Genomic DNA, 21,322 nt, shown 5'->3' with positions numbered 1-21,322 from the left:
TTGCAAAAATACAGAATTCAAAACAATTTGCACAAAGCTTTTACACACATCAAATATTGAAGTCTAAAGCCAAACAATTACATTATATTTGCGGATTCAAATTAGCGTCAATTCATTTGATGTCAATAGGTAAATGACTATGAAGAATATTCGAAATTTTTGCATTATAGCGCACATCGATCACGGTAAAAGTACACTTGCAGACCGTTTGTTGGATTTTACAAAATCTGTAACAGAACGCGAACGCAAGGAACAGCTTCTAGATAATATGGATTTGGAACGTGAGCGTGGCATTACGATAAAAAGTCATGCCATCCAGATGGTTTATAATTATAAAGGTGAGGATTATGTGTTTAACCTTATTGACACGCCTGGGCATGTGGATTTTTCATATGAAGTTTCTCGTTCTATTGCAGCTTGTGAAGGTGCTTTGCTTGTGGTAGATGCGGCACAAAGTATCCAGGCGCAAACCATTTCAAATTTATATTTGGCTTTAGAAAATGATCTGGAAATTATCCCGGTATTGAATAAAGTCGATCTGTTGAGTGCCAGCCCTGAAGAGGTTACTGATGATATTGTCGATTTGATTGGCTGTAATCGTGAGGATGTAATTCGCGCTAGTGCCAAAAATGGCATTGGTATCGAAGATATATTGAATGCTATTGTAGAAAAAGTGCCTGCTCCAAAAGGTAATCCTGATGCGCCATTACGTGCTTTGGTTTTCGATTCTGTATACAATCCATTTCGTGGAATTGAAACTTATTTCCGTGTATTTGATGGAAGTATAAAGAAAAATCAACAAATTAAATTTGTAGCGACAGGCAAAAAATATTCCGCAGATGAAGTTGGAACTTTAAAGCTTGTTCAGTTTCCAAAAAAAGAAATTGAAACTGGCGATGTTGGCTATTTGATTACAGGCATTAAAAATGCCAAAGAAGTAAAGGTTGGAGATACCATTACTGATTTTGAAAATCCAACTCAAAATGCTGTGGCAGGTTTTGAAGATGTAAAACCTATGGTTTTCGCCGGAATTTATCCAGTTGAAACTGACGAATATGAAGATCTAAGAAACGCCATGGAGAAGTTGCAACTCAACGATGCTTCCTTAGTTTTTGTTCCCGAAAGTTCGGCTGCTTTAGGCTTTGGTTTTCGTTGTGGCTTTTTAGGGATGCTGCATTTAGAAATCATACAAGAACGATTAGAAAGAGAATTTGACATGACAGTTATTACAACTGTGCCAAACGTTTCTTATCATGCATTTACACTGAAATCGCCGGATGAAGCACTTATTGTAAGCAATCCTTCAGATTTGCCTGAACCATCATATTTAGATCGGGTAGAAGAGCCGTTCATTAAAGCAAGTATTATTACGAAATCGGATTATGTTGGTCCAGTGATGTCTTTGTGTATAGAAAAGCGAGGTGAAATCACCAACCAAACTTATTTGACGCAAGACCGTGTAGAACTTAGTTTTGATATGCCTTTGGCTGAAATTGTATTCGATTTTTATGACCGTTTGAAAACGGTTTCTCGCGGTTACGCATCTTTTGACTATTCGCCAATCGGTATGCGCAAGTCGAAATTGGTAAAAGTTGATATTCTTCTCAATGGAAATACTGTAGATGCGCTTTCAGCCTTAATTCACGCAGATAACGCTTACGATATCGGAAAGAAAATCTGTGAAAAACTCAAAGAGTTAATTCCTCGCCAACAATTTGATATTCCAATTCAAGCAGCTATTGGTGCTAAAATTATTTCAAGAGAAACTGTAAAAGCTTTGCGTAAAGATGTAACAGCAAAATGTTACGGTGGTGATATTTCTAGAAAGCGTAAATTATTAGAAAAGCAAAAGAAGGGTAAAAAACGAATGCGTCAGGTTGGGAATGTTGAAATTCCACAAGAAGCTTTTATGGCAGTCTTAAAATTGAATGATTAGGTTTTAACGTCTAAAGCATCTCTCAAAGCATTGCCGATAAGCATAAAAGCCATGACCAAACTCATGATTCCTAGTCCTGGAATAATGGCAAGATAAGCTTTGCCAAGAATGATGTAGCTGTAGTGATCTTTAATCATTGCGCCCCAGCTCGGAGTAGGAGGTTGCGCACCAATTCCTAAAAAACTCAGTCCACTTTCTATAAGAATAGCAGCAGCGAAATTGGCTGCCGAAATCACAATTACTGGCGCTAAAATATTTGGTAGAATGTGTTTGCTGATGATTCTGAAATCACCAAATCCTAAAGCTCGAGCAGCCGTAACATATTGCGCAGATTTTACACTCATTACTTGACCGCGAACAACTCTGGCGACTTCAACCCACATTGTAAGTCCTACGGCAATAAAAACTTGCCAAAATCCTTTTCCTAAAGCTAAAGTAATAGCAATGACTAAAAGTAAAGTAGGAATAGACCAGGTGACATTAATGAGCCACATAATTGCTGCATCTATTTTTCCTCCGAAATATCCTGAAACTGCACCAAGAAAAATTCCTAGAACCAAGGAAATAAACACTGAGATAAAACCTACAGAAAAAGAAATCCGAATGCCAATTAGCATTCGACTTAGCAAATCTCTACCGTATTTATCTGTACCTAAAAGAAAAGTTTTCTGATAAATATATTGAGAAGCAACTTCTGATTTTTTCAGATTTTCAAATTTCTCTAAAGAAATGCTATTCTCCAAAGCCCGATCATTTATACCATATTCCAAATAATGTAGAGTGTCATTGTTTATACGAAAATCGTTGATAGGTATAATTTCATTCGGCGATTCTTTGCCAAAAAAGAAATTGGAAAGGTAAGATTTGGACTCATTTTGATTTGGAATTTCTAAAACTTGGCAAGAAAATCCAGGTGGTTGGGAATGAATAGACAAGGCCATCATATTTGCGTTTTGTGAATCGTCAGGGCTTAAAACATAAGCAAAAATACCTATGAATAAACAAAGTAGGATATACCAAAAACTTAAAACGCCCCAAAGATTCTTTTTGAATTTTTGGAGCGCAATAGCTTGTAATGATTGTTTGTCTTTCAAACCTTAAAGCATAATTAATTACTCTTTTCTTGCTGCCAACTCGCTTTCTTTTGAGCTAGATTTCAAATCGTCCAGAACATTCAGTGCTTCCTGAACATAAACGTCTTTCGCTAAAGTTTCATGCCATCTTTTACGCTTTTCAGCTAGAGATGAATCTTTAGAAATCAATTGTTGTTCATAAGGAAGTGATTCAAATAAAAGACCTGTTTTGTATTCTGAAATATCCTTGAATTTTTCAGATTTTTCTTCTACCAAATTGACTTGTGCTTTAAAATCTTCGTAATTCAAGCTGAAATCATTTCGGTCTCTTTGTGATTTTACCCATTGTGCGTTTTCGTCAATAAGTTGGATTTGTTCATTTTGAGATAATCTTTCACGACTTTTTTCAATGATTTTATCCCAATTCTTGTAATCATTCCATTTTTCGAAACTTGCTGCTGAAATCTTATCCCAAGGCATTGGGTTTTCATAATCTCTCTCTCCAATATCAATATAAGAATAGCGATCTGGAACTGGAACGTCACTTTCGACTCCTTTAAGTTGAGTCGATCCGCCATTAATTCTGTAAAATTTTTGAGTTGTAATTTTTAAAGCACCCATATCACCCAAAGAACTATTTCTCATCCAGCGATTCAAATCGATTACATTTTGAACTGTACCTTTTCCATAAGTTTGGTTACTACCAATAATAACGGCTCTTTTGTAATCTTGCATGGCTGCGGCCAAAATTTCTGAAGCAGAGGCTGATAATTCATTTACTAATATAACCAAAGGTTTATCCCAAACAATTTTAGGGTCTTTATCACGTAATATTTCAGTATTATTTTTGGCATCTCTAACTTGTACAATTGGACCTTTCTCGATAAAGAACCCAGCAATGTCAACTACTGTAGATAAAGATCCACCGCCATTGTTTCTTAAGTCAATAATCAACCCTTCAGCATTAATGTCTTTTAGTCTTTCAAGTTCTTTTCTAATGTCTGAAGCTGCATTTCTTTCGTTATAGTTTTCCATATCGAAATAAAATTTAGGCAGGTTGATTACTCCATAGGTTGAGTTGTCTTTTTTTACAGTCGAAGATTTTGCGTAAGTTTCTTCAATTTCTACAACATCTCTTATTATTTCAATAGTTTCAATTTTACCATCTACTTTTTTAACCGTCAATACAACTTTAGTTCCTTTAGGACCTTTAATCAGTTCAACAGCATCATCTAGACGCATTCCACGAATATCGACAGCCTCTTCTTCATCTTCTTGCTTCACTTTTTGAATCAGGTCTCCAACTTCTAGTTCACCGTTACTCCAAGCTGGTCCGCCTGAAATAACTTCAACAATTTTCACATTATCTCTTTCCTTTTGTAACCTAGCGCCGATGCCTTCTAATTTTCCAGACATAGAAATATCGAATCTGTCTTTGTCTCTTGGAGCAAAATAATTGGTGTGCGGGTCAAATTGACTCACTAGAGAATTGATATATAAGCTGAACCAGTCTTTGCGTTCTAAATCTGACATTGTGTCAAAATAATTTTCAATAGACTCTAGCGTAATTTCTCTTGCTTCAGCTTCCAATTCGTCTTTAGATTTGACTTCAATATCTTCGCCATTTTCCAAAGCATTTTGTTGTTCCTCTATCTTGTCGTAATATGTGGAGAGTGTGGTAAATTTAAATTGCTTACGCCATCTTTCTTTGAGTTCAGATTTAGTGGCCGCAAATTCTCGCTCTTCATAATCAGTATTGATCATTTCATCTTCAGAAAAATCGAAAGGCTTGTCTAATAATTCTCTATAGAAAGATTTAGATTCTTCCATTCTCTCTTTTAGTCTTTCAATTGTTAAATTGAAAAAAATAAGATTTTTATTTTCGAGCTGATCGTCGAGTTGCGTTTTATATGCTTCAAATTCTTCAACGTCGCTAGCTAAAAAATGTCTTTTAATTGGGTCTAACCCTTGTATATAATCTTCATATACTGCGGTTGAAAAATCATCATCAATTTCTCTCATATCAAAATGTCCTTCTTTGATGACATATGTGATAAGTTCCAAAAGAATTTTATCTTTGTCTGAGTCTTCAGTGTCAAATTTTTTGGTAGTGAAACTACAGGAAGTCACCGATAGAATGGTGAGTAAAAGTAGGGCAATTAGGTTTCTGCGAATGATTATTTTTCTCATTTTCATTGTTTTCATTATCTACAAATTTATAACAAAATAATAGTTTTACAATTTACAGTAAATATTATACCACAAATCTTACATGAAGCTAATAATTTGTTAAACGTCCTTTAGAAGTTTAAACTCCTCCGAAATGTTTATTTTAGTCGCTTCAAAAATAACATATGGAAAATCAAAAACCTTTAATTTTGGTCACCAATGATGATGGCATCACAGCGCCTGGAATTCGTCATCTTATCAAAATAATGCATACTTTGGGTGAAGTTGTTGTAGTTGCGCCCGACCGACCTCAGAGTGGGATGGGACATGCAATTACCATAAACGATAATTTATATTGCGACCCAACAACGATTGATAAATATTCAGATATAAAAGAATTTTCTTGTTCTGGAACACCCACAGATTGTGTGAAAATTGCAACTCAAGAAATATTGAAACGCAAACCAGATTTATGCGTTAGCGGGATTAATCACGGATCTAATTCATCGATAAATGTAATCTATTCCGGAACTATGAGTGCTGCTGTAGAAGCTGGTGTGGAAGGAATTCCAGCGATAGGTTTTTCTTTGACAGATTATTCTATGGAAGCTGATTTTGAACCAACCACAAAATGGGTCAAAAAAATTACAAAAGAAGTTTTGAACAATGGCTTGCCTAAAGGCGTTGTTTTGAATGTTAACTTTCCTGCAATAGATAAAATAAAAGGCGCGAAAATTTGTCGACAAGCTAAAGCGCGATGGCAAGAGCAGTTTGACAAAAGAAAAAATCCACAAGGTCGAGATTATTACTGGTTAGCTGGGGAATTCATCAATGAAGATGAAGGACCAGACACCGATGTTGAAGCACTCGATGCAGGTTATGCTTCTATAGTTCCGATTCAATTCGACTTGACAGCGCATCATTTTATAGACGAAATTAAAACTTGGAAAATCAATGGTTAAAAAAGAAATTATTATAGGATTATTAATCGGACTGCTAGCTAATGTTTCTGGTATGTTCTTGTATATCACTTTGGTGATGGGGAGAGAGTTTGAAGAGGTTTTAATAACTGCTTCCGAAAAAGATATTTTAGGCAGCATTATAGCATTGGGCGCAATATTGAATTTCTTGCCCTTTTTTGTATTCATCAAGAAAAAGCAGGACTACCGTGCCAGAGGTGTTTTGATTGCAACAATTTTGAGTGCAGTCGTGATTCTTGTAACTAAATTAATCTAATTATGTATTTAAAAAATTTTGAAATTCGGTGGAGCGATTTAGATGCAAATCGACACTTGGCAAATTCTTCATATCAAAATTTTATGAGCCATACGAGAATGGCGTTTTTGACTGAAAGTGGCTTTTCGCAAGCAGAATTAGTCAAAGAGAATTTAGGTCCGATTGTATTCTATGAACACATTTATTATTTTAAAGAACTGAAACCAGAAGATCAAGTTAGAGTTAGTTTGGAATTGAAGGGTTTGAGTAAAAACGGAATGTTCTTCCAGTTTGAACATAATATCTATAATCAAGATGGAAAAAATTGTGCAAGATGTGAAATGATGGGAGCCTGGATTGATTTGACTTCTCGACAACTTACAGAATTGCCTCATCATCTTTTGGTATCTTTAGAACAAATGACCAGAACAGATAGTTTTAAAGTATTAACTAAAGAAGATACTAGAAAATTTGACCAGAAACCTAATGATTTAAAATAAGCAATAATAATGAAACTTAACAATGTTTAAATATATGAAAAACAGATATTTAAATTTTTTCTTTAAATTTTATTGCTTTTTAACATTTATTATTGTTCCAGTATAGATAAACTATTCTATATTTGCATCAGGATGAAGTTTTTTCATAATAGATTGGTTAGTTAGTTAAAGCCTCGAGTTCAAAACTCGGGGCTTTAATTTTTTCAAAAAATTCAAGAAAATTTTTGAACAGCAATTAAACCTTTTAGCACTACAATTGTCTTAAGTCTGATTTCTTTATATTTTCACCCCCTTCCTTAATTGAACAATACGAAGCTTTTTTTAAACTCATTAAGCAATACAAATGTATATTAACATTTTCAAGCATTTATTAATCAGGGTCTTATATATTAAATTAAATTTTATTGCTTTTTAACATTACTTTAGCTTGCAGGATTTATTATGTGTCTTATATTTGCATCAGGATGAAGTTTTTTCATAATAGATTGGTTAGTTAGGTAAAGCCTCGAGTCTCAAACTCGGGGCTTTATCGTTTTAAAACCAAAAACGTCTTGAATCGATTTCAAGACGTTAAGTGGATTTCATTTTGAATGTAATGAATTCTATGATTCAAACTTAATCAAATACATATTTTTCTTTCCCTTATTGATGAGTACGTATTTATTGTTGATTAGATTTTTGGATTCAATTTTAAAGTTTTCGTCAACTTTTGACTTATTAACGGCTACTGCATTTTGTTTCAAAGCTCTTCTCGCTTCACCGTTGGAATCTAAAAACCCGGTTTCAGCAGAAAGAGCGGCAATCATATCCAATCCGTTTTCCAAGATAGAATTCGGTAAAATTTTCATTGGTACGCCTTCAAAAACATCTAAAAATGTATCTTCATCTAATTCTGCTAAATCTTCTCCTGTACTTTTTCCAAACAAAACATTACTAGCTTTTTTAGCGTTCTCTAGAGCATCAGCCGAATGTACTGTTTCAGTTATGATATCTGCTAATTTATTTTGCAATAATCTTTGATGAGGTGCTTCTTGGTGGGTTTTTACCAATTCTTCTATTTCAGATTTGGATAGAAACGTAAAGATTTTGATGAATTTCTCTGCATCTTCATCGCTCGTATTGATCCAATATTGGAAAAATTTATAAGGCGAAGTTTTCTTCGGGTCTAACCAAATATTTCCAGTTGCCGTTTTGCCGAATTTCGTGCCGTCAGCTTTGGTGATGAGTGGACAAGTCAGGGCAAAACCTTTGCCTTGGTCTATTCGTCTTATCATTTCTGTTCCAGTGGTAATGTTTCCCCACTGATCGCTGCCGCCCATTTGTAAAGTGCAATTTTGACTTCTGTACAAATGTAAAAAGTCATAGCCTTGTACCAATTGGTAGGTGAATTCCGTAAAACTCATGCCTTCTTTGGCATCTTTAGACAAACGTTTTTTTACGGAATCTTTCGCCATCATATAATTCACCGTAATATGTTTGCCAACATCACGAATGAAATCTAGGAACGAAAAATCTTTCATCCAATCGTAATTATTAACCAAAACGGCAGCATTATCTTGGTTTTTGTCAAATTCCAAAAATTTAGATAGCTGAAGTTTGATGGCATCTTGATTGTGTCTCAATGTGGATTCATCCAACAGATTTCGCTCTTCAGATTTTCCAGACGGATCACCAATCATTCCTGTTGCACCACCGATTAAAGCTACAGGTTTATGTCCTGCCAATTGAAAATGACGCAACAACATGACGCCAACCAAATGTCCGATATGTAAAGAATCTGCAGTGGGGTCTATGCCGACATAAGCCGCTCTGGAAGATTCGTTGAGGTGTTCTTGAGTTCCAGGCATAAAATCATGAATCATTCCACGCCAAGTGACTTCTTCTATAAAATCTTTTTTCATTATTATTCAGAATTTGCCACAAAGATATTATAATGAAAAATTATACAACTTTGGAAATTGCTATATTTACCAAATGAATTTAGTTAGTGGCGCAACAGGACTTGTAGGTTGTCATCTTTTGGCAAAATTGATTGTAGAGAAATCTTATTCTAGAGCAATGTATCGCTCTGAAGAAAAAAAAAATCAAACCATAGATGTCATTAAAAAATACGGTATTTCCGAGTCAGAAATCTCCAATTATGTGGAATGGCAGAAAGCCGATGTTTTAAAAATTCCAGATTTAGAACATATTTTTGAAACCATAAATCGCGTGTATCATTGTGCTGGATTCATCAGTAATAGTCCGGCTGACTACAAAAAAATGCGTAAAGTCAATATTGAAGGCACCGCCAATATGGTAAATGTAGCTTTGGCTTTTGATGTTGAGAAATTTTGCCACGTCAGTTCTATCGCTACTCTTGGTCATCCTTTAGTTGGTAAAAAAACCACCGAGGAAACACCAATTAATTTGGAACTTAAGAAATCTGCTTATAGCATTAGTAAATATGGTGCAGAAACCGAAGTTTGGCGCGCTTCTCAAGAAGGCTTGGATGTGGTGATTGTCAATCCTGGTGTCATTCTAGGCGACGGATTTTTATCAAATGGTAGCGGCAGAATTATTGAAAAAGCTAAAGCAGGAATTAAATTTTATCCTCAGAAAACGACAGGTTTTGTAAGTGTTTACGATGTCGCTGACGCGATGTTTACTTTGATGGATTCTGAAATCAAAAACGAAAGGTTTATTTTGGTTTCTGAAAATCTCAGTTTCAAAAAGTTATTGACAGATTTAGCAAATGCGTTTGATGCTAAACCACCAAATATAGCGCTGAAACCTTGGATGCTTTATATTGCTTGGTTTGTAGAATATGTAAGAGCCAAATTTAGTGCTCACAAACGCCAACTGACTTGGCGTTCGATTCCAGATTTATTTAAACATTCTTATTACGACGCTTCTAAAATTGAAAACGCCATTGACTTTAAATTTCAATCCATTTCGCAAAGTATTCAGCAAATTGCGAAAAGGGTGCGGGAGTGACTTATTTTATAAAGCAATAGCTATAAAATGTAAAAGTGTTTTGTAAATTTCTCCATTCAAAAAAAGTTGAATAATGCTAGAAAGTCAATTTTTAGAGTTTTTTTATCAATTTTGGGCAGTTGTCCTAGTCATTATTCCATATTTGGTTTTTGTCGTATATCGATTATTTAAAGGCAAAAGTATATCAGGTTACACTAAAAGCAAATTTTTCAATTTTTTGTCAGTATTTTACGTCTTGTTTTTAAGCCTATTCTTCGTTTACAAAATCTCCAACTTCGGGTTTAGCGATAGCTCAATTAATTGGATCAAGGACTCAATTTTGTTTCTGATTTTTACATTAAGTTTCATCAATGTTGTCAAAAAACGAAAAGCTTTTAAGTTAGATAAATGATTGAAAACGAATTGAAAGCTCAGATTTTACTATTTCATCGGCTTCAATTTCTGTAATTTCATTTGCTTTTTATAAGCTGTAGAATCTTTGAGTTTTAGGGAATCCATTTTTTGACGTTCAATTTTTCTAAGGCTGTCTCTAAGATTTTGTATAGAGTCGTAATGTTGTTTGAGAAATTCGATACTGTCTTTTACAGATTCATAAATATCCAAATTGGTTTGAAACTCGTAATTGTAATAATCTATATTTTGCTTAAGTGTTGTGCTGTCAATGTTATATTTTTCAGTCAAAAAATCGTACATTTCTATATCTAACTCTTGAAGCTTTGGATTATTTACACCAGTTGCAGCATCAAGCAAAATCATGTCATACATCAAATCTTGCATCTGCTTTTCAGACAATAACTTCTTAGGCTTTGGTGGTGAAGTTTCAACATCTTGGCAAGCGGTAAAAGCAATCAGAATACCTAAGAAAAGGCAGAGTTTTTTCATTACCTGTCAAATTTTATGCGTTCAGCAAACTTAGTTTCAGAAAACTTAAAGTTTTCGTACGCCAAATGCCCGTTAACGAAAGTATGCGTTACTCTAGATTTGAAAGTTGTTTTTTCAAAAGGAGACCAACCACATTTATAAAAAATATTGTCTTTTTGTACAGTCCACGGTGCGTTTAGGTCTAAAAGAACTATGTCAGCTTTATAACCTTCTCTGATGAAACCACGCTTTTCAACTTCAAAAAGTATCGCAGGGTTGTGGCACATTTTTTCTACTATTTTTTCTAATTTAAGTTCACCTTGGTGGAAAAATTCCAGCATTGCAGGCAAAGCATGTTGTACCAAAGGTCCGCCGCTGGGCGCATCGGTATATTTATTATTTTTTTCTTCAGCAGTATGTGGCGCGTGGTCTGTGGCAACAACGTCCAATAAATCATTTTTCAACGCTTTCAATAAAGCTTTGCGGTCTTTAGCGGTTTTTACCGCTGGATTCCATTTGATGTGGGTTCCTTTATCAGCATATTTAGAATCGTCGAACCATAAATGATGAATGCAAACTTCCGCAGTAATTTTTTTGTCTTTCAGTGGTTTTTTATTACTGAAAAGTTTCAATTCTTTGGCAGTAGATAAGTGAAATACATGTAGTCTAGCGCCTGTTTTTTTAGCTAAAGCTACAGCGTTGGAAGAGGATAAATAACAGGCTTCTTCACTTCGAATTTTAGGGTGACTTTCTATCGGAATATCATCACCATACTTTTTTCTATATTCTTCAAGATTATTCTGTATGGTCGTTTCGTCTTCACAATGTGTGGCAATAATCAAAGGCGAATGCTTAAAAATTTCTTCCAAAACTTTTTTATCATCAACCAGCATATTTCCTGTAGATGAACCGAGAAATAATTTTAAAGCAGCTGTGGTTTTCGGATTTATTTTTTTTATTTCTTCCAAATTATCATTAGTACCACCAAACATAAATGAATAGTTGGCGTAAGAATCTTTTGCGGCTATGGCAAATTTTTCTTCCAATTTATCAATTGTTGTGGTTTGTGGATTGGTATTTGGCATTTCGAAGTAAGAAGTTATTCCGCCTGAAATCGCTGCTCTTGAGCCTGTCAGAATGCTTTCTTTATGAGTTAATCCAGGTTCGCGAAAATGAACTTGATCGTCTATAACACCAGGAATAAGATATTTCCCAGAAGCATCAATAATTTGAATATCGCTGTTTTTGGCACTTATGGAGTTTGAAACCTCCATAATAAGACCATCTTTTAGGTGAACATCGCCTTCAAAAATCTTGTTTTCATTGACGATTTTAGCGTTTTTGATGAGGTATTCTTTCATAATATTACAGTTTTCCGAGGATGCTTTTTAATTTTAAATTGATAACACCAAAAATAGCTTCAGCAATTATGCCGCTGCTCATTTTTGATTTTCCTTTGGTTCGATCTGTAAAGATAACAGGGATTTCTTTTACTTTAAAGCCTTTTTTGAAAGCTTTAAACTTCATTTCTATTTGAAAGGCATAACCAATGAATTTGATTTTATCCATATCCAAAGTTTCCAAAACTTCTCTTTTGTAGCAAACAAATCCTGCAGTGGTATCTTCAATCTGCAATCCAGTGATAAGTTTGACGTATTTTGAGGCAATCCATGACATCAAAACTCGCTTCATTGGCCAGTTGATAACATTTACGCCTTTGATATATCGAGAACCAATAACTAGGTCAAAATTCTGTTTGCTGCTAGCATTGAATAAACGAATTAGATCATTTGGATTATGAGAAAAGTCAGCATCCATTTCAAAAATAAATTGATAATCTCTTTGTAAAGCCCATTTGAAACCGTGAATGTAAGCTTTGCCTAATCCACTTTTTGCATTTCTGATTTCTAAGTGAAGTTGTCCTGGAAAATCTTTTTGAAGCTCCTGAACTAAAGCCCAAGTTTGATCTGGTGAATTATCGTCAACAACTAAAATCTGAAAATCTACAGGTTGCGAAAAAATATTTCTGACAATGCGTTCAATATTTTCGACCTCGTTGTAAGTTGGTATGATGACTAATTTTTGAGACATCAATGGAATTTGAAGTTAGGTGGACAAATATATAATTTTTCAAACCGAAAATTAACCATTAAAAATCCTTTTTAATTTACATTTGTGCTAAAATTAAGTTGTGCAAGTTAGTTTTAGATACATAGAAAATCATTTTTGGATTACAGCCATTTTGGTTTTTGTAGCCTTGTTGCTTGTTATTGCAAAGTGGAATAAATCGGCTCTGTTTCATGCGTTTGCCGGTTTAATTTTCAATCTTGAATTTATTAGCAAAAAGTTTTCAGAATTGCGTCGCATAGAGATTTTTGAAGTTTTGCTTTTTGTTGCTGGACTTTTCGGCTTGTCTGCTTTTGTTTACGTGGTTTTGCCTGAAGTGAATTTGCATACTGATTTCGATATTTTTAAGTATTTTCAGATTTTATTTTTAGCTTCAATTTTTATTATTAGCAAATATTTAATTGAAAAAATTGTTGGCGATTTATTTGAAATTGAAAATCAAGCGAGCAAATACTTATTTTTCAAACAAAGCATTTTGACATGGCTTAGCTTATTTTTGCTATTTCCGTTGGCGCTCATTTTTTATTTTCAAGATTTCAATGATCCCTATATTATAGGTTTTTGTGCTATTCTGGCGGCTGTAATCTATATGTTTAGAGTCATCTATTATTTGATTAATTATCAAAGTAACATTTTAGCATATTCGTTTTATTTTATTTTGTACCTTTGCGCTTTTGAAATCGCACCGTATATAATTCTTTTTAAAGTGGTTAATATTACTTGATAAAGTCGGTGCTAGAAAAGCTAAGCTATATGAAAGTGAAAAATATTCTAATTTCACAACCTAAACCTAACGTCGAACATTCACCGTATTCTGAGCTTGAGGATAAACTAAAAGTTAAAATTGATTTTATCCCATTTATCCATGTTGAGCCAGTAGACACTAAAGAAGTTCGTCAGCAAAAAATTGATATTTCCAAATTTTCTGCTATCATCCTTACCAGTCGTAATGCAGTTGATAATTTCTTTAGAATTGCTGAAGAAATGCGTTACAAAATACCAGATTCCTTGAAATATTTTTGTTTGAGTGAGGCTGTTGCTTTTTACTTACAAAAATATGTTGTTTATAGAAAGCGTAAAATTTACGTTGGTAAACGAACTTTTCAAGAGCTAGAATCTAGTATTAAAAAACACAAAGACGAAAAATTTTTGTTGCCATCTTCAGACATGTTGAAGCCGATTATTCCACAGCAATTGGATAAATTAGGTGTAGATTGGACCAGAGGTGTGTTTTATAAAACTGTGGTAAGTGACTTATCGCATTTGCGTGAAGTATCCTATGATATTGTTGTGTTTTTTAGTCCTAGCGGAATCAAATCTTTGTATGAAAATTTCCCTGATTTTGAACAAAAAGGTACTAAAATTGCAGCTTTCGGAAATACAACAATCAAAGCAGCCGAAGAAAAAGGATTGAATGTTCAAATCAAAGCTCCAACGCCTGAAACACCCTCAATGACAATGGCTTTGGAAAATTATATCAAAGACAATAAATAAATCAAATTTTTATTTGCTAATAAAAACACCCAATTGTAAATTTTATAATTGGGTGTTTTCGTTTCATTAAATCAAGAAGTTTCTAAAGGAGCAAGTCCGACTATTAGATTTCAGAATTATAATTTCTTCAAACAAAAAAAACTTGCCCAAATTAAAATTCTGGCAAGCTTTAGAAGCTAATTTTTTTTTAATTAATTGACAGAAGGCGCACCTTCTACAATTTCTTTGTTAGCGTAACTTTCGAATTTTTCAAAGTTGTCTTGGAAAGATTTTGCTAATTGTTTGGCTTTTGTGTCATAAGCAGATTTGTCTTGCCAAGTTTCTTTTGGATTCAAAACATCATTTGGCACATTTGGACAAGTTTTTGGCATAGATAATCCAAAAACCTCATGCGTTTCATATTTCACATTTTCCAATTCTCCTTTTAGCGCAGCGGTAATCATTGCACGTGTATATTTCAATTTCATACGATGTCCTGTACCATAAGGTCCGCCAGTCCATCCAGTATTGACTAGCCAAACATTAACGCCAGCTTCTTTCATTTTTTCACTAAGCATAGTAGCGTATCGTGTTGGATGAAGCGGCATAAATGGAGCGCCAAAACACGCAGAGAAACTCGGAACAGGTTCATCGATTCCAGCTTCTGTGCCAGCAACTTTGGCGGTATAACCGCTAATGAAATGAAAAGCCGCTTGTCCTGGTGTGAGTTTACTAATTGGAGGCAAGACACCAAAAGCATCTGCAGTTAAGAAAAAGATATTTTTTGGATTTTCTCCAACCGAACCTGGCTGAATATTGTCGATATGATGAATAGGGTAACTGACTCGTGTATTTTGTGTAATTGTAGAATCTTTAAAAAGCACTTTTCCGTCTTCAATAGTGACGTTTTCCAAAATAGCACCAGGTTTGATTGCTTTAAAAATATCAGGTTCTTTTTCTTTAGTCAAATCAATCACTTTGGCATAACATCCGCCTTCAAAATTGAACACCGTATTTTCATTGGTCCAGCCGTGCTCGTCATCTCCAATAAGTTTTCTATTTGGATCTGCCGAGAGTGTTGTTTTTCCGGTGCCTGAAAGCCCGAAGAAAATAGCAGTGTCGCCATCTTCGCCAACATTTGCAGAGCAGTGCATTGGTAGTGTGTTTTTCATCACTGGTAAGATGAAATTCAGTGCAGAGAAAATTCCTTTTTTAATTTCTCCAGTATAACCTGTACCACCTATAAGTGCTATTTTCTTAGTGAAATTCAGAATGGCGAAATTATGCGCTCTTGTACCATCGATTTCTGGGTTTGCCATAAAACCTGGTGCATTGATAACTGTCCACTCTGGTTCAAAATTTTCTAATTCGCTTTCTGTTGGTCTCAAAAACATATTGTATGCAAACATGTTGCTCCATGAGTACTCATTAATATGTCTGATATTCAATCTATAATTGTCATCTGCACATGCGTAAGCGTCTCTAACGAAAAGTTCTTTATCGCTTAAGTAATTTACGACTTTATCGTAAAGTTTGTCAAACTTATCGGCATCGAATGGTAAATTGATATTGCTCCACCAGACTTCATCCTTGGTTATCTCGTCTTTAACAATAAATCTGTCTTTTGGAGAGCGCCCTGTGAATTCGCCAGTATTGATGGCTAAAGCACCAGAATCGACTTCTTTGCCTTGGCCTTTTTCAATTGTAATTTTGTGAAGTTCTTCGGGAGATAGTTGGTAATGAATTTTGTCTGAGGTAATACCATAATTATCTAACGCAAACGTTTTCGTAGTTTTGGTGTTTTTATCCATCATAATATTGTGTTGTTATTATGACAAGCAAATTTAAAGACTTTATTTTAAATAAAACTGATAATTCTTATTATTTGTTTCGATTCTTTAAAATATTAATAAATAACAATAACCAGCTTATTATCAAAAGACTACCGCCAATAGGAGTAAGCCAAGCTATGGCTTTAAAATCAAAGCTTGACAATGAGTTTGTTGCTAAACCATAAATAGAACCTGAAAATAAAATAACACCTATTAAAATAAACCAAAATAGAATATTATTAATTTTATGAGAAGTGAATTTTTGACTTCCTAAAAATAGTAAAAACAAGGCATGATAAATTTGGTATCTCACTCCTGTTTCAAAAGTTTGGATTTGCTCTACTTCAAGTACTTTTTCAAGTCCGTGAGCGCCAAAAGCACCTAAAATAATCCCAATAAAACCTAAAAAACTGCCTAAAAGAATGAGATTTGTTCGCATGTCGATTTAAAATTCAATTTTAATTTGTGTAGTTTCGTATTTCACAAATTTACTCATTAAAATTCATATTCAAATATGCGTACAATATTAATTATAGGAGCAGGGAAGTCCACTTCGTCTTTAGTTCGATTTTTGTTGGATCATTCTGAAGCTGAAAACATAAAACTGAAAATTGCTGATTTATCTCTAGACAATGCCAAAAAACTAGCCAGAAATCATAAAAATGCAGAAGCAATGGCTTTGGATATTTTTGAAGAAGACCAGCGTGAGAAAGCTATTCAGGATGCAGATATTGTGATTTCTATGTTGCCAGCCAGATTTCATATTCAGGTGGCTAAAGATTGTGTGAAATTCAATAAAAATATGGTCACGGCATCTTATGTTTCAAAAGAAATGGAAGCTCTAGATGGAGATGTGAAAGCCAATGGATTGACTTTTATGAATGAAATCGGTGTGGATCCAGGAATAGACCACATGAGCGCCATGCAAGTTTTAGATAGCATTCGTGAAAAAGGCGGGAAAATGTTGATGTTTGAATCTTTCACAGGTGGTTTGGTAGCTCCAGAAAGTGATGATAATTTATGGCATTACAAATTCACTTGGAATCCTAGAAATGTTGTTGTAGCTGGGCAAGGCGGTGCAGCAGAATTTATTCAAGAAGGTCAATATAAATATATTCCTTACCAAAGATTATTCCGTCGTACAGAATTTTTACAAATTCCAAAATATGGTCGTTTTGAAGGTTTAGCCAATAGAAATTCACTGGCCTACCGTAGCATTTATGGTTTGGAAGACATTCCTACAATTTACCGTGGAACTTTACGTCGCGTAGGATTCAGTAAAGCCTGGAACGTTTTTGTTCAGTTAGGTGTTACAGATGATACTTACACAATGCAAGACACAGAAAATATGAGTTATCGTGAATTTATCAATTCATTTTTGCCGTATTCACCGACAGATTCTGTAGAGTTGAAGTTGAGACAAAGCATGAAGATAGACCAAGATGATTTGATTTGGGATAAATTGGAAGAACTAGATATTTTCAATCCGAAAAAGAAAATCGGCTTGAAAGATGCCACACCGGCGCAAGCTTTACAGAAAATTTTAGAAGAAAAATGGACGCTGAAACCAGATGACAAAGATATGATTGTGATGTATCATAAATTTGGTTACGAACTCAATGGAGAAAAAAAACAAATCGATTCTACCATGGTTAGCATTGGTGAAGATCAAACCTATACAGCAATGGCTAAAACGGTTGGTTTGCCTGTTGGTATTGCCACCCTGAAAATTCTGAATGGCGAAATCACCAAAAAAGGTGTTTTAAGACCAATTCATCCTGAAGTTTACAATCCAATTTTAAAAGAATTAGAAAATTTCAATATAAAATTTGAAGAACGAGAACGTGAATATTTGGGCTACAACCCAGATAATCTGAATTAATTAAAATACAAATTTAATTTTCAAAACGGCTTTAATCTCTTAGTGTTTAGGGCCGTTTTATTGTATAATAATCAAGGTTGATTTTCTAATTTTTTGATTTTCAACTTTAAAAATTTAATTAGCAAATAACAAACTCTTAAAAAATAAAATATGATAATAAAGGTGAGAAGCATCCCTAAAATTGGGAATAGTCCTAAAAGTGTCAGTGATTAGTTTCATAATAGACTAAATGTTATTTGTTCAAAAATATATTAGGAATCTGCAATAGCATACACGCAAGTAAAACCTTCAAACTCCAGGAAGTGTAAAATATAAAACGTCACTCGGTTTTGATGCATTACTTTAGCTTTTGTTTCTGAAGCTGAAATGTCAAAATCGTAAACAAAAATATCATGGAGAAAAAGCAAGCCGCGTTTGCCGTATAATTTGTAAAGCGATTCTTTAGCACCCCAAACAATCGTTAGTTTTCGAATCAAATCCTCACCATTACCCAAGGCTTTATATTCTTCAATAGGTGTGAATTTGGGCGCTATTTTTTTAATTTTTTCTCGCTGCTTTTCAATATCAATACCAACACGTTTGTTAGAAACAATAACAGCTGTAAATTCAAAAGAATGTGTGATAGATATGTATTTGCCGTCATTAAGATGAGGTTTGCCTTTTTCGTCGTAAATCAAATCTAAATCAGTATAACCAAAAAATCTCAGTAGATGACGAATGCTCATAAATCCTTTTCTATGAACTTCAGATTGCATGACATCAAACCGTGATTGGCAATAATCTGTTAATTGAATGCCTTCACTCAAGGTTTCTAAAGATTCATTAATTTTCCAAATTACTGCGGTTGTTTGTTCATCTACTGTTATTGTTTTGTAAATCGGCATAAAACTATTTTGAGTTTGTTTATTTTTGTCCTTCAAAAATATAATAATTTTACTTATGAGCACAGAAGCAGTACCTTATACACCTTATAAAGTTAAAGATATTTCACTAGCTGAATGGGGTAGAAGAGAAATCGAACTAGCCCAATCTGAAATGCCAGGATTAATGGCGTTGAGAGAAGAATTTGGAAAAGATAAACCACTGAAAGGTGCTAGAATCGCAGGATGTTTGCACATGACTATCCAAACGGCTGTGCTTATCGAAACTTTAGTTGAACTTGGTGCTGAAGTGACTTGGAGTTCTTGCAATATTTTTTCTACACAAGATCACGCGGCTGCAGCTATCGCTCAAGCAGGCATACCAGTTTACGCTTGGAAAGGCATGACCGAAGAAGAATTCAACTGGTGCATCGAGCAAACTTTATTTTTCGGTGAAGATCGCAAACCGCTAAACATGATTTTGGACGATGGAGGAGATCTAACCAATATGGTTTTAGACGATTATCCTCAACTAGCCGAAGGCATCAAAGGATTGTCTGAAGAAACCACTACTGGTGTTCACAGACTTTATGAAAGAATGAAAAACGGAACTTTGCCAATGCCAGCAATCAATGTTAACGACAGTGTGACGAAATCTAAATTTGACAATAAATACGGCTGTAGAGAAAGCGCCGTTGACGCTATTAGACGTGCCACCGATGTGATGTTGGCTGGCAAAAGAGTGGTGGTTTGTGGTTATGGCGATGTTGGTAAAGGAACAGCAGCTTCTTTCCGTGGTGCAGGCTCCATTGTCACCATTACAGAAATTGATCCAATTTGTGCATTACAAGCTGCTATGGATGGTTTTGAAGTGAAAAAACTTGAAACCGTTGCTGAAAAAGCGGATATCGTTATCACAACTACCGGAAATAAAGACATTATTAGAGGCGAGCATTTCGAAATGTTCAAAGACAAAACAATTGTTTGTAATATCGGTCATTTCGATAATGAGATAGACATGGCATGGTTAAAGAAAAACCACGGCAGCACTAAAGTTGAAATTAAGCCTCAGGTTGACAAATATACCATAGACGGAAAAGATATACTTATCCTAGCTGAAGGTCGTTTGGTCAATCTAGGTTGTGCTACAGGTCATCCAAGTTTTGTAATGAGTAACTCCTTCACCAATCAAACTTTAGCACAACTTGAACTTTGGAAGAACACTGACGAATATAAAAATGAAGTTTATATGCTGCCAAAACATTTGGATGAAAAAGTCGCAAAACTTCATTTGGAACGTATCGGTGTAGAATTAACAGAGTTGAAATCTGACCAAGCCGACTATATTGGCGTTAAGGTGGAAGGTCCTTTCAAACCAGAATACTATAGATATTAATTTCTGTTTAAAAATATTTTATTGAAGTTAAGTTCAACAGAATATTTATTATAAAACTTAGATAAAACCAAGTCTGAATGGCTTGGTTTTTTTAGGCTTAAACTTTAAATACGAATCTTGAAGAATTTTTGGTATTGAAATTTTTTTGATATTTCAAGTGTATAAGTTTTTATATTTCGATTTAACAATAGGTGTGTTTTTATGAAATTTTCATCAAATCTTATACCGAGCTAATGCTTAATTAAAAAATTTAAAATTGATTAACAAGACTGGTTAAAACACAGTTAAACAGTAATAATTTGATTAAATAATTGAACAGTTTTTATAAATTTAAGATATGTTTAATCAAAAAAAATAAATTATGAATTTATTCAAATTAACGCTTAGTAGTTTTTTCATTTTATGTTCTTCTCTGATATTTGCACAACAGGATTTTGATGAATGGGATGAGGACGACGATTATTTAATAGAAAAAGAAGAATTTACAGATAATTTTATCAAAGAGTATTATCCAGTTTGGGCAGAGGGCGCTGAACCTGATGGTATAATTGAAGAAGGTTTTTTCAAGGAGTCTTTTGCAGGATTGGATACAGATAATGATGGCTTTCTGTCTGATGAAGAATGGTTAATCGGTTATAATTATTTTTATGACGATTATCTAGTTAACGAAAAAATTGGTTTTATTGACACCGATGAAGATGGTTTAATAGATTATGACGAATATTATGAAGTGATATACGATACCCAATATTTTACAGATGTTGATTTAGATAGCGATAATTATATAAGTGAATATGAGCTTGCTGAATATGTCTTTAATAATTGGGATGTAGATGATAACGGAGTTTTAAGTAAATATGAATGGAACAGTTTCAAAGCTTATTACTTAGACGTATAATTATTACTTTAAATTCTATTTCTTATTTAGGATAGCTTTAAATTTTAGCTATCCTTTTTTATTTCTAATATTGCAATATCTTCAATCATATTTTTCTATTTTTATCCATAGAAGCTACTATAAA

General features: G+C 34.0%; 19 protein-coding genes. 10 read left to right on the top strand and 9 right to left on the bottom strand.

Features of this window, described 5'->3' with window-relative positions; all coding sequences use genetic code 11:
* Positions 1-139 precede the first annotated feature (139 nt).
* On the top strand, positions 140-1,936 hold the full coding sequence (lepA, locus tag EIG86_RS13590) for a translation elongation factor 4 (protein ID WP_127846725.1): 1,797 nt from the start codon (positions 140-142) through the stop codon (positions 1,934-1,936).
* On the opposite strand, the gene EIG86_RS13585 is transcribed toward lepA, so the two are convergent.
* Positions 1,933-3,030 (bottom strand): ABC transporter permease, encoded by a 1,098-nt coding sequence (locus EIG86_RS13585; RefSeq protein WP_127846724.1) that lies wholly within the window; start codon positions 3,028-3,030, stop codon positions 1,933-1,935. The two genes, lepA and EIG86_RS13585, sit on opposite strands and share 4 nt — an antisense overlap.
* An 18-nt stretch (positions 3,031-3,048) precedes the next feature.
* Entirely contained in the window at positions 3,049-5,199 is a 2,151-nt protein-coding gene (locus EIG86_RS13580; RefSeq protein WP_127846723.1) for a carboxy terminal-processing peptidase, read from the bottom strand.
* A 164-nt stretch (positions 5,200-5,363) separates the two neighbouring features.
* Here EIG86_RS13580 and surE point away from each other — a divergent pair, with 164 nt between their 5' ends.
* Genes surE through EIG86_RS13565 form a run of 3 tightly spaced genes read left to right on the top strand, consistent with a single transcriptional unit; the run spans position 5,364 to position 6,893 of the window.
* Positions 5,364-6,140: a 5'/3'-nucleotidase SurE gene (surE, locus tag EIG86_RS13575; RefSeq protein ID WP_127846722.1), complete on the top strand. Its 777-nt coding sequence runs from the start codon at positions 5,364-5,366 to the stop codon at positions 6,138-6,140.
* Positions 6,133-6,414: a hypothetical protein gene (locus EIG86_RS13570; protein ID WP_127846721.1), complete on the top strand. Its 282-nt coding sequence runs from the start codon at positions 6,133-6,135 to the stop codon at positions 6,412-6,414. Before surE ends, EIG86_RS13570 begins: the two co-directional genes overlap by 8 nt.
* A gap of 2 nt (positions 6,415-6,416) precedes the next feature.
* Positions 6,417-6,893 carry an acyl-CoA thioesterase gene (locus EIG86_RS13565; RefSeq protein ID WP_127846720.1) on the top strand — a complete coding sequence of 159 codons (477 nt, stop codon included), beginning with the start codon at positions 6,417-6,419 and terminating at the stop codon, positions 6,891-6,893.
* Between the two features lie 602 nt (positions 6,894-7,495).
* Here EIG86_RS13565 and tyrS read toward each other — a convergent pair.
* Positions 7,496-8,794, bottom strand: coding sequence for a tyrosine--tRNA ligase (gene tyrS / locus EIG86_RS13560; RefSeq protein ID WP_127846719.1), 1,299 nt, complete (start codon positions 8,792-8,794; stop codon positions 7,496-7,498).
* Between the two features lie 73 nt (positions 8,795-8,867).
* On the opposite strand from tyrS, the gene EIG86_RS13555 reads away from it, so the two are divergent.
* Complete coding sequence (locus tag EIG86_RS13555) at positions 8,868-9,869, top strand: NAD-dependent epimerase/dehydratase family protein (RefSeq protein WP_127846718.1); 1,002 nt, start codon at positions 8,868-8,870, stop codon at positions 9,867-9,869.
* Positions 9,870-10,289: 420 nt separating this feature from the next.
* On the opposite strand, the gene EIG86_RS13550 is transcribed toward EIG86_RS13555, so the two are convergent.
* Genes EIG86_RS13550 through EIG86_RS13540 form a run of 3 tightly spaced genes read right to left on the bottom strand, consistent with a single transcriptional unit; the run spans position 10,290 to position 12,821 of the window.
* On the bottom strand, positions 10,290-10,751 hold the full coding sequence (locus EIG86_RS13550; protein WP_127846717.1) for a DUF4296 domain-containing protein: 462 nt from the start codon (positions 10,749-10,751) through the stop codon (positions 10,290-10,292).
* A complete protein-coding gene (locus EIG86_RS13545; protein WP_127846716.1) occupies positions 10,751-12,091 on the bottom strand; it encodes a dihydroorotase in 1,341 nt (446 codons plus the stop codon). Before EIG86_RS13545 ends, EIG86_RS13550 begins: the two co-directional genes overlap by 1 nt.
* Positions 12,092-12,095: 4 nt before the next feature.
* Positions 12,096-12,821: a polyprenol monophosphomannose synthase gene (locus tag EIG86_RS13540; protein ID WP_127846715.1), complete on the bottom strand. Its 726-nt coding sequence runs from the start codon at positions 12,819-12,821 to the stop codon at positions 12,096-12,098.
* Between the two features lie 100 nt (positions 12,822-12,921).
* On the opposite strand from EIG86_RS13540, the gene EIG86_RS13535 reads away from it, so the two are divergent.
* Together EIG86_RS13535 and EIG86_RS13530 are read left to right on the top strand one after the other, a co-directional pair.
* On the top strand, positions 12,922-13,581 hold the full coding sequence (locus EIG86_RS13535) for a DUF4271 domain-containing protein (RefSeq protein WP_127846714.1): 660 nt from the start codon (positions 12,922-12,924) through the stop codon (positions 13,579-13,581).
* A 29-nt stretch (positions 13,582-13,610) separates the two neighbouring features.
* A complete protein-coding gene (locus tag EIG86_RS13530; protein WP_127846713.1) occupies positions 13,611-14,351 on the top strand; it encodes a uroporphyrinogen-III synthase in 741 nt (246 codons plus the stop codon).
* A 191-nt stretch (positions 14,352-14,542) separates the two neighbouring features.
* Here the strand turns inward: EIG86_RS13530 and pckA are convergent, their stop codons facing one another.
* Positions 14,543-16,141: a phosphoenolpyruvate carboxykinase (ATP) gene (gene pckA / locus EIG86_RS13525; RefSeq protein ID WP_127846768.1), complete on the bottom strand. Its 1,599-nt coding sequence runs from the start codon at positions 16,139-16,141 to the stop codon at positions 14,543-14,545.
* Between the two features lie 70 nt (positions 16,142-16,211).
* Positions 16,212-16,601 carry a DUF423 domain-containing protein gene (locus tag EIG86_RS13520; RefSeq protein WP_127846712.1) on the bottom strand — a complete coding sequence of 130 codons (390 nt, stop codon included), beginning with the start codon at positions 16,599-16,601 and terminating at the stop codon, positions 16,212-16,214.
* Positions 16,602-16,676: 75 nt separating this feature from the next.
* Between EIG86_RS13520 and EIG86_RS13515 the strand changes: the two genes are divergently transcribed.
* Positions 16,677-18,044 carry a saccharopine dehydrogenase family protein gene (locus EIG86_RS13515; RefSeq protein ID WP_127846711.1) on the top strand — a complete coding sequence of 456 codons (1,368 nt, stop codon included), beginning with the start codon at positions 16,677-16,679 and terminating at the stop codon, positions 18,042-18,044.
* A 251-nt stretch (positions 18,045-18,295) separates the two neighbouring features.
* Here the strand turns inward: EIG86_RS13515 and EIG86_RS13510 are convergent, their stop codons facing one another.
* Positions 18,296-18,928, bottom strand: a complete 633-nt coding sequence (locus EIG86_RS13510; protein WP_127846767.1) for a 4'-phosphopantetheinyl transferase family protein — start codon at positions 18,926-18,928, stop codon at positions 18,296-18,298.
* Positions 18,929-18,983: 55 nt separating this feature from the next.
* Here EIG86_RS13510 and ahcY point away from each other — a divergent pair, with 55 nt between their 5' ends.
* Positions 18,984-20,300 carry an adenosylhomocysteinase gene (ahcY, locus tag EIG86_RS13505; RefSeq protein ID WP_127846710.1) on the top strand — a complete coding sequence of 439 codons (1,317 nt, stop codon included), beginning with the start codon at positions 18,984-18,986 and terminating at the stop codon, positions 20,298-20,300.
* Between the two features lie 361 nt (positions 20,301-20,661).
* Positions 20,662-21,198, top strand: a complete 537-nt coding sequence (locus EIG86_RS13500; RefSeq protein WP_127846709.1) for an EF-hand domain-containing protein — start codon at positions 20,662-20,664, stop codon at positions 21,196-21,198.
* Positions 21,199-21,322: the final 124 nt, after the last annotated feature.

It is taken from the genome of Psychroflexus aestuariivivens, assembly GCF_004010055.1.
Taxonomy (GTDB): Bacteria; Bacteroidota; Bacteroidia; order Flavobacteriales; family Flavobacteriaceae; genus Psychroflexus; species Psychroflexus aestuariivivens.
The sequence above is the reverse complement of the archived record's forward strand: the minus strand, read 5'-3'. Positions and strand labels throughout refer to the sequence as shown.